Genomic DNA, 8,473 nt, shown 5'->3' with positions numbered 1-8,473 from the left:
CGCAACAAACCGCGACGCCGTCAACCCCGACCGACCCCAATACCCCCGCGCCACACCAGGACCCGACACATACAACTCACCGACCACACCCACAGGCACCACCCGCAACCGCGAATCCAACACGTGCAACTGCAGACTCGGGATCGCTCGTCCGACGGGACTCGCGGACGCGCTCCCAGCGGTGTCGCTTGTCATCCGGAGCATCGTTGCGTGCACGCAGATTTCGGTGATGCCGTACATGTTCACCAGTACGGGCGACCTGTCACCGTGCCGCTCCCACCAGTTCGTCAGGAGTGCTGGGTTCAGCGCCTCCCCGCCGAAGACGATGTAGCGCAACGACAGTGGCGATGCGCCCGCGGGGCGGGACAGTTCTGTGTTCGAGAGTTGGTAGAACGCCGTCGGGGTCTGGCTGAGCACGGTGACACGCCGCTGCCGCAACAGGTCCAGGAACTGGACGGGTGTGCGCGCAGTGAAGTGATCGACGACGACAACGCTGCCGCCGGAGAGCAGTGCACCCCACACCTCCCACACGGAGAAATCGAATGCGGGCGAGTGGAACATCGTCCACACATCCGACTCGTCGAAGCCGAATTCGACGAATGTGTTGGCCAACAGATTGACGACGCTGCGATGCGAGACGAGAACGCCCTTCGGCACTCCCGTCGATCCGGAGGTGTAGATGAGATAGGCCGTGTTGTCGGCTCGCAACGGTGCCGGCCGCTCTGTGTCGCTCACCGGTTCCGTCGACAGGCCGGTAATGGTCGCCACCGTATCCGGATCGTCCAGCAGCACAAGCCGATCGGCACCGAGGTCGTGCTCGTCGCAGAACTGTGCCGTAGTAACGACGATCAGCGGGTGTGCGTCGTCGAGGATGGCACGGATGCGTGCCGTCGGGTGCGTGACATCGATCGGCAAGTACCCGGCGCCTGATGTGAGCACTGCTGTGAGCGTGACGACCAACTCGGAGGTACGCGGCAATACGACCGCGACGAGCGTGTCGGGGCAGCAACCCTGCGCAATGATATGGCGGGCAAGTTGATTCGCGCGAGCGACCAACTGCCCGTAGGCGAGCGTCGACCCGGCGTCGTGCACGGCCGGAGCGTTCGGAGCGAGCGCGGCGCGGTTGGCGAGCATGCTCGTGATCGTTGCCGCACCGGTGTCGACGCCCGACTTGTTCCAGCGTTCGATCGTGCGACGTTCGACGGAACTGAGTAGTTGAACGTCACCCACCCTCGTTTCGGGGTCGGCGGCCACCGCCGCCAGCGTCCGCGCGAACCGATCGGCGAATCCCCGTACGGTCGCCTTGTCGAATATGTCAGTGGCATAGGTAAATTCCACCGATATCCCGGCGGGCCGCCCCTGTGGGTCGAATCGTTCGGCCATCCTCGTGTGCAGATCGAAGCTGACGTCGACCGGCTCGAGCCCGAGTGACCGCTGCGACTCCATTTGCTCGAGGACAACCTGAAGCAGCGACGTGTGCGCCGACGATCGCACACGAACCAACTCGTCGACCACACGATCGAACGGCACGTCTGCACGCTCGAACGCATCCAGATCCACTGTGCGTACGCGATCGAGCAAGTCTGCGAACGCCATCCCCAACTCGACCGGTGTCCGCAAGGCGACCACGTTGCTCCCCGTCACGACGGCGGGAGGTCCAACCGTCGTTCCGATGACGACGTCGTCCTGCCCCGACAACCTCGTGAGCAGTACCGCCAACGAGGCATGCATCGTCATGAACAGGCTCGCGCGATGAGCGTCCCCGAGGCTGACAAGACGTCGATGTAGCGACGGTCCGATCTCGAAGTTCACCCGGCCCCCGCGCGTGGACCGCACCGTGTTCCGCGGCCGATCCAACGGCAACGCCAGCACCTCGGGAGCACCGGACAACGTTGTACGCCAATACTCGAGCTGCTCTTCAGTACGCCGCAATTCTTCACCCGCGCGCGCCGACTCGGTGTGCACCGCAGAGAGCAACGTGGCCGAATCGGCTTGCAGCAGTTCCTCGAGCAGAGCCGAGAAAGTCTCCTGGTGGGCACCGAGTTGTGCCTCGTCGTACCGGTCGGGATTGGCACGAAGGTCGACGAATACGCGGGCGGGATTGCCGACGGGATACACATTGACCGACAGGTCTCGCTCGGGACCGTAAGTGAGAATGCGGTTTTCGCAGCTCGTCGATCCTAGCTGCAACGAATGGAAGTAGAGCATCACGTTCACGACCGGTCCCCCGAAACGCTGGGTACCCGGTTCGCCGACCTCGTGGCGTAGGTCGGCGATACCGAAACGCTGATGTGGCAGTACGCCCTTCACTGCGAGTTGTACCCGTCGAACCAACTTTTCGACAGAGTCGTCGGGCTCGACCCGAAGTCGGAGCGGTACGACCTCGGCCATCATGCCGCCGGCACGCCGCTCCTCTGGGGTGACGCGCGCCGACATCGGCACGTTGAGCACTACCTCGTCGCGGCCGGTTGCTCGCGACAGATAACACGCAAAGGCAGCCATGACGGTGGCCGCCGACACTGCAGGCCGCTCGGCACCCAACAGAATGGCGGTCGCCTGTTCGGACAGCGGGCCGGCCACGCGCCGGTTGCCTGTGGCGGCGGGCGCGTCGGTGGTAGCCAACGTGGCGACCCCACGGACATCACTCAACTGCTCCACCCAGTAGGCCCGGTCTTCGTCGAACGACGCCGACGTGCGATAGCGCCGGTCGATCGCAACCAGTTCGCGTAGCGGGGTCGCCTCCGCCGGTCCGGGTTCGCGCTCGTGGACCGCTGCTGTGTAGAGCTCGGCGACTCGATCGAAGATCGTCATCGCGCCGAAGCCGTCCAGGACAATGTGGTGGACACGGAAGTACCAGAGGTAGTGCTGATTTCCCGTCCAGAGCGCTGCCGACCGAATCAGCCGATCACCGACCACGTCGAGCGGCGCCGTGTAGTCCTGTTCCATCCAGTCGTGTGCGGCAGCCACGGGGTCTGTACAGCTCCGCACGTCGATCAGCTCCACCGACACGTCGAGTGAGTGGTCGACGATCTGGTGTGGGCGACCGCCGACGTCGATTATTCGGACGGCGAATGCCTCGAACTCGCGCCCCGCCGTGGCATAGGCCCAATTGAGCAGGGCGACATCGAGATCGCCACACACTTCGACACATTGGGCAACGGAGAGCGAGATCTCCGGGTCGAGCTTGTATGCCAGCCAGATCCCGTGCTGTGCAGCGGACAACGGAAATGGTTTGCCCGGCAACAGGTTCTCAGGGAGAGCCCGATGTTCCCATGCCGGATACTCCGCAGCACTCATCGTTTGTTGCAGATCGCTCCGACTCGTGGCGGCTGCGTTTTCAGCTTGAATCGGTTACCCCGCGAAAGGTCACAAGGGCCTGCGTAATCGGGCGGGCAGAGCGTCATCAGGAACCTCCGTGAAGGAGATGAACCGGTTCTAGTTCATCGTTTGACCACCCGACCTGATGGACCGATATAAGCACGCCGTCTTAGTTCACGTGCGCGAACGCCTGAAGTTAACGCAATTGATAGACAATTGAAACCCGTTGAAAGACAGGTAAATAGGTTTATTTTCCGTACCGGTCACTGGCGCAAGCACTCAGTACCGGGCGGTAGGTTTTGTTTCGAGACAAGGGGCATCCTGCACGATTCCGGTTCCGGCGCAACACAATCGAGGCGCAATCGATGCACGGGATGTCACCGGCCGCCGAGGTTGCCACAACCGACCACCGGCCACGGTGAAATACTCGGAAAAGTCGATACGTCGCACGCATGTTTTCATAACTGCGTCGTCACAACGGATGATTAGAAAACTCGAAAAGCGGGCACCGCACAGACATGAACTCGAGCGAACCGTTCCTCCCTGTCAAGCACTCACGCACCGACGAGATAGACGCCGCCGATCCTGGCCTCGGCGCACCCGGCACCATTCTTCCCCCGGATGCCACCGACGCCGAACTGAAAGCGCAACAGGACGAGTTCCAGAAGAGGATGGACCAGGAGCGAGATCACGACTCCCTGTTTCGTACACCGAACCCGAACGCGACCGACAGATAGGACCGTCCTTTACGCCGGCAGGGCCATGGGCAACGACCATTCCGCCTGATCAGGCAAATACCGACGTCGGTTGTGCATCGACTCGACTGCTGGCGTCGAGTCGTCGAGTCACCTCCGGAATCACATGGTCGGCGATGTACTGGATTCGCGCGGAACCGGAGTCGACGGATTCTCCTGGTAGCTGCGCCCAGTAATGGAAGTCACGAATCTGTGGGTAGGTGGTCGCGAGGGTAACGAGTTCGTCGACGGCCATCGACGCATCCATCAGGCGGTAGGCGCCGGCATCGAGAACCGACTGTGTGTCGCCGAACTCCGATGGCTGATCGGGCCCTTCGAAGGATCCCCACGCGATGTACTCGTTGAGTTGATATCTCGCGTGTTCGCCCACCTGCGCCCACACCCGCTCCGGATCGTCGGCGACGATGGTCCACTGGCTGGCGTAGATCCGCGCTTCGGCGAGATCGCCCCCGTGGCGTTCGACGGCATCGAGGTAGACCTGGCAGTGATCGTTCGACAGTGTGATGACGCCGTCGCCCATGCGGGCGGCCCGGTCGATCCCTACTGGCGACTGTGCACCGATCAACAGGCGCGGCGCCTGTTCCGGAACCGGTGTGACCTGCAATCCAGGTAGCGAAAACCTCTTGCCCTCATAGGGTTCGGCGCTGCCGCTCCACGCTTTCCTGATGACAGCGATGCTGTCTTCGAGCAGGCTCGGACGTTGTTTGACCCTGCGACCGAACGCCTCGAATTCGCGTGCGTGATAGCCGAGACCAACTCCGAGCTCGAATCGATTGTCGGTCAACAGCGATAACGCAGTGGCGTCTTCGGCGAGCCGCACCGGGTCGTGCAACCCGGCAACCACGATATTCGTGCCGATGCGCATCGTCGAGGTGCGCGCACCGATGGTCGCTGCGATCGTCAGGGGCGACGAGGCGTAGTCGTCGTCGGCGAAATGGTGCTCGCTGACCCAGGCGGACCCGAATCCGAGTTGCTCTGCCCAGGCAACTTGATCGACCGACTCCCGATACAGCGAGCCGAGCGGCTGACGCCACTGCGAGGGATTGCGAAGGTCGTACCAAAGGCCGAATGTAGGTGTGGAGGTGGACATCCGAAGCTCCTTTTCGGTGGTGTGTTGTCGGCTCAGACGAAAAGCATTCCGCCGTCGATCAATACGGCTTGACCGGTCATGTAGTCGGAGTCAGGTCCGGCAAGAAAGGACACGAAGTTTGCGACGTCTGCACCGGTGGACACCCGTCCGAGGGTGATGCCCGCGGCCATGGCCTTCATCGACTCGCCCTCTCCGACGTCGTTGATCGCACCGAGGTCGCGATCGACCTCCACCCACATGTGGGTGTCGACTATGCCTGGGCAGTAGGCGTTCACCGTGATTCCGTGCTCGCCCCATTCCTGCGCGGCAGCTTGGGTGAGAGCCCGTACACCGAACTTCGACGAGCTGTAGACACCGAGCAAGCCGAAGCCCTTGTGACCGGCGATCGAGGAGGCGCCAATGATTTTGCCGCCCTTACCTTGTGCGATCATCTGGCGCGCCGCTTCGGTGTAACAGAGGAACACGCCGCGACCGTTGACCGCGTGCACCTTGTCGTACTCGGCCGGCGTCACATCGAGCAACGCCTTCGTCTGGGCGATGCCGGCGTTGGCAACCATTACGTCGAGCGAACCGAGATGTTCGGCGGTGTCGGCAACCAGACGATGGACCGATTCCGGGTCCGACACATCGCCGGTCAAGGCAACGGAACGGACCCCGTGCGTCTCGATTTCCTTACGGGTGACGTCGAGTTCGGCGCTCATGGACGGCAGGTCGGACACGGCAACGTCATGTCCGTCCTGCGCGAGGCGAAGAGCGATGGCTTTACCGATTCCGCGCGCGGCGCCGGTAACATGTGCAACAGTCATGACAATCTCCAGTATTCGAATTGGTTTGTAGCAGAGTTATTTACAGCGTCGGATCTACGAGAAGCTTCATCTTGCGTCCGGCCCGCAGCGGTTCGAAGCCTTGCTCGACAACCCCGCTGAGCGGGATGGTGTCGACCCAGCCGGTCGTGTCGTAGTGCCCGCGTGACATCAGATCGACGACGGCGCGATAGTCGTCGCTCGTGTAGCAGATCGTTCCTTGAATTCGCCGCTCGCGAAGGACCAGATTGATCAGTGGTGTCGGCAGCGGCCGATCGTAGATTGCGACGCTGATCAGTGGCCGACGCTCCCCCACGCACTCGAGTGCAGCCTCGACGGCCGGCGCGACGCCAGCTGCGTCGAAGGCTGCATCAACTCCGTTGCCATTTGTGCGATCGGCAATGAGTGCCGATACGTCCTGACTTGTCGGATCGAGGGTCCGCGCACCGAGTTTTTCGATCGACTGCCTGCGCGTCGGCGAAGGCTCGACCACATCGATTTCCGTCAATCCCATGCCCCGCAACGCAAACCACAGACCGATTCCGATCGGTCCCGCACCGAAGATCAAGGCGCTGTCCTGGTCGCCGACGGCACCGAGCACGGCGGCGTGATAGGCAACCGACATGGGTTCCACGAGCGCACCCATTTCGACCGAGACCGAATCCGGCAATACATGAATCTGGTTGCGCGGCACCACGGTGTACTCCGCCATACCCCCATCGGCCATAAGTCCGTGGAAGCCGATGACGGTGCACAGGTTGTAGTGTCCGGACTTGCACGGTCGGCATTCGCCGCAGCGATACAGCGGCTCGATGGTGACTCGATCGCCTTCGTCGATGTCTGTCACTCCTGCGCCGAGATCTGTTACAACACCGGAGAATTCGTGTCCGAGGACGAGTGGCATCGCTTTGCCGGTGAGGGGGTGTGGATCACTCGGCGGGATGAAGATCGGGCCGTCGTAGAACTCGTGTAGGTCGGTGCCGCAAATACCGTTGCGACTGACCTTCACCTTGACCTGCCCCTCTCCTGGCGTTGGTTCGGGGATATCTTCGATGTCGAGCTTGTTGTTTCCGTAGTACATCGCTGCACGCATTGTCACTCCTCAGGCGATTCGGACGAGCTTCTTGTTTGCGAACTCGTCGAGACCGAATCGACCGAGTTCCCTGCCGATTCCAGAGTTCTTGACACCACCGAAGGGCATATCCGGTGCGCTTTTCAAAGTCGTGTTCAGGCCGACCATTCCGACGTCGAGCCGATTCGCGACCGCGTCGGCAACGGTGTCGTCTGTGGTGAACACCGAGCTACCGAGTCCATACGGCGAATCGTTGGCCAGATCGACGGCCTGATCGACGGAGTCGACCTTGTAGAGGACCGCGACTGGGCCGAACAACTCTTCGTGGTACGCGCGCATCTCCGGCGTCACGCCGGAAAGAACTGTGGCGGGATAGAAGGCGCCCCGACCGTCGGGGACCTTGCCGCCCGCGTGGACGACGGCTCCCTTGGAGATTGCGTCGTCCACCTGGGCTGCCAATTCGTCGCGAGCATCGATCGACGACATCGGTCCGAGTTTGGTCTCGTCACGCCGAGGATCACCAACCGTCCACTGCGCTGTCTGCTCGAGGAAGCCGGAAACAAATCGATCCCACACCGGTGCCTCTACGATCAGTCGCTTGGCAGAAGTACAAGCCTGCCCCGCATTGCCGAACCTGCCCGGAACCGCAGCGGAAACCGCCTGTGCGACATCGGCACCGGCGAGAACGAGTAGCGGATCGGACCCGCCAAGCTCGAGCACACATTTCTTGAGGTGCTTGCCAGCCAGTCCGCCGATTTCGCTGCCGGCACGCTCGGAACCCGTCAGTGAGACGCCTTGCAGGATCGGGCCCGTGATCATCTGCGCGACCTGGTCCCTGTTAGCAAACACATTCTGGTAGATGCCGGTAGGTGCTCCTGCTTCCTCGATCAGCTGTTCGATCCTGAGTGCTTGCTGCGGGCAGTTCCCGGCGTGTTTGAGCAGAATAGTGTTGCCCAACAGCAGATTCGGTGCGACGAATCGGGCAACTTGGTAGTACGGGAAGTTCCACGGCATGACGCCGAGCAGTGGACCGATGGGCGCAGTTCGGACGACTGCTCGTCCAGTCCCAGCGATGTCGAGGACTTCGTCGGCAAGAAAGTTCACGCCGACCGTTGCGTAGTACTCGTAGATCGACGCGGACAGTTCCACCTCGCCCCTCGCTTGCGCGATCGGCTTCCCCATCTCCAAGGTCATCAACTCGGCAAGGGATTCTGCGTGCTCGCGATGCAGGGCCGCCACCCGCGACAACAGCTCGGCTCGCTGGGTGATGTCCGTGCGACGCCAGCTCAGGAACGCCTCCTGCGCGTCCACAAGCGATTGCGCCGCTTCGACATCCGACATCTCTGCAAACTCGCGCACCACCTCGCCCGTTGTCGGGTCGACAGTTGCGTAGCGTGTCATCGTTTCGTCCTTGCTGAATGGTCGGTGAAAGACG

6 protein-coding genes are annotated in these 8,473 nt (G+C 62.1%); 1 reads left to right on the top strand and 5 read right to left on the bottom strand.

The window, feature by feature from the left end:
- Positions 1-3,297 (bottom strand): non-ribosomal peptide synthetase (locus tag JGU71_RS28645; protein WP_199708564.1); only part of this gene is annotated, 3,297 nt, incomplete at its 3' end.
- A 539-nt stretch (positions 3,298-3,836) separates the two neighbouring features.
- On the opposite strand from JGU71_RS28645, the gene JGU71_RS28640 reads away from it, so the two are divergent.
- Complete coding sequence (locus JGU71_RS28640) at positions 3,837-4,055, top strand: hypothetical protein (protein ID WP_199708563.1); 219 nt, start codon at positions 3,837-3,839, stop codon at positions 4,053-4,055.
- 49 nt (positions 4,056-4,104) lie between these two features.
- Here JGU71_RS28640 and JGU71_RS28635 read toward each other — a convergent pair whose 3' ends face one another.
- From JGU71_RS28635 to JGU71_RS28620, 4 genes are read right to left on the bottom strand one after another with little or no spacing between them, the layout of a single operon-like run.
- A complete protein-coding gene (locus JGU71_RS28635; RefSeq protein WP_199708562.1) occupies positions 4,105-5,163 on the bottom strand; it encodes an LLM class flavin-dependent oxidoreductase in 1,059 nt (352 codons plus the stop codon).
- Positions 5,164-5,195: 32 nt separating this feature from the next.
- Positions 5,196-5,969, bottom strand: coding sequence for an SDR family oxidoreductase (locus JGU71_RS28630; protein ID WP_199708561.1), 774 nt, complete (start codon positions 5,967-5,969; stop codon positions 5,196-5,198).
- 40 nt (positions 5,970-6,009) lie between these two features.
- Positions 6,010-7,059 carry a 2,3-butanediol dehydrogenase gene (locus tag JGU71_RS28625; protein WP_199708560.1) on the bottom strand — a complete coding sequence of 350 codons (1,050 nt, stop codon included), beginning with the start codon at positions 7,057-7,059 and terminating at the stop codon, positions 6,010-6,012.
- A 9-nt stretch (positions 7,060-7,068) separates the two neighbouring features.
- Positions 7,069-8,439, bottom strand: coding sequence for an NAD-dependent succinate-semialdehyde dehydrogenase (locus JGU71_RS28620; RefSeq protein WP_199708559.1), 1,371 nt, complete (start codon positions 8,437-8,439; stop codon positions 7,069-7,071).
- Between the last annotated feature and the right edge of the window lie 34 nt (positions 8,440-8,473).

Origin of the sequence: Antrihabitans stalagmiti, from assembly GCF_016482825.1 — a bacterium.
GTDB lineage: Bacteria > Actinomycetota > Actinomycetes > Mycobacteriales > Mycobacteriaceae > Antrihabitans > Antrihabitans stalagmiti.
This window is presented reverse-complemented; position numbering and strand designations above follow the sequence as displayed.

Bases quoted from the DNA above. Each gene is read 5' to 3' on its own strand.
- JGU71_RS28625 (WP_199708560.1), bottom strand. From the start codon at position 7,059: ATGCGTGCAGCGATGTACTACGGAAACAACAAGCTCGACATCGAAGAT.
- JGU71_RS28640 (WP_199708563.1), top strand. From the start codon at position 3,837: ATGAACTCGAGCGAACCGTTCCTCCCTGTCAAGCACTCACGCACCGAC.
- JGU71_RS28620 (WP_199708559.1), bottom strand. From the start codon at position 8,439: ATGACACGCTACGCAACTGTCGACCCGACAACGGGCGAGGTGGTGCGC.
- JGU71_RS28635 (WP_199708562.1), bottom strand. From the start codon at position 5,163: ATGTCCACCTCCACACCTACATTCGGCCTTTGGTACGACCTTCGCAAT.
- JGU71_RS28630 (WP_199708561.1), bottom strand. From the start codon at position 5,969: ATGACTGTTGCACATGTTACCGGCGCCGCGCGCGGAATCGGTAAAGCC.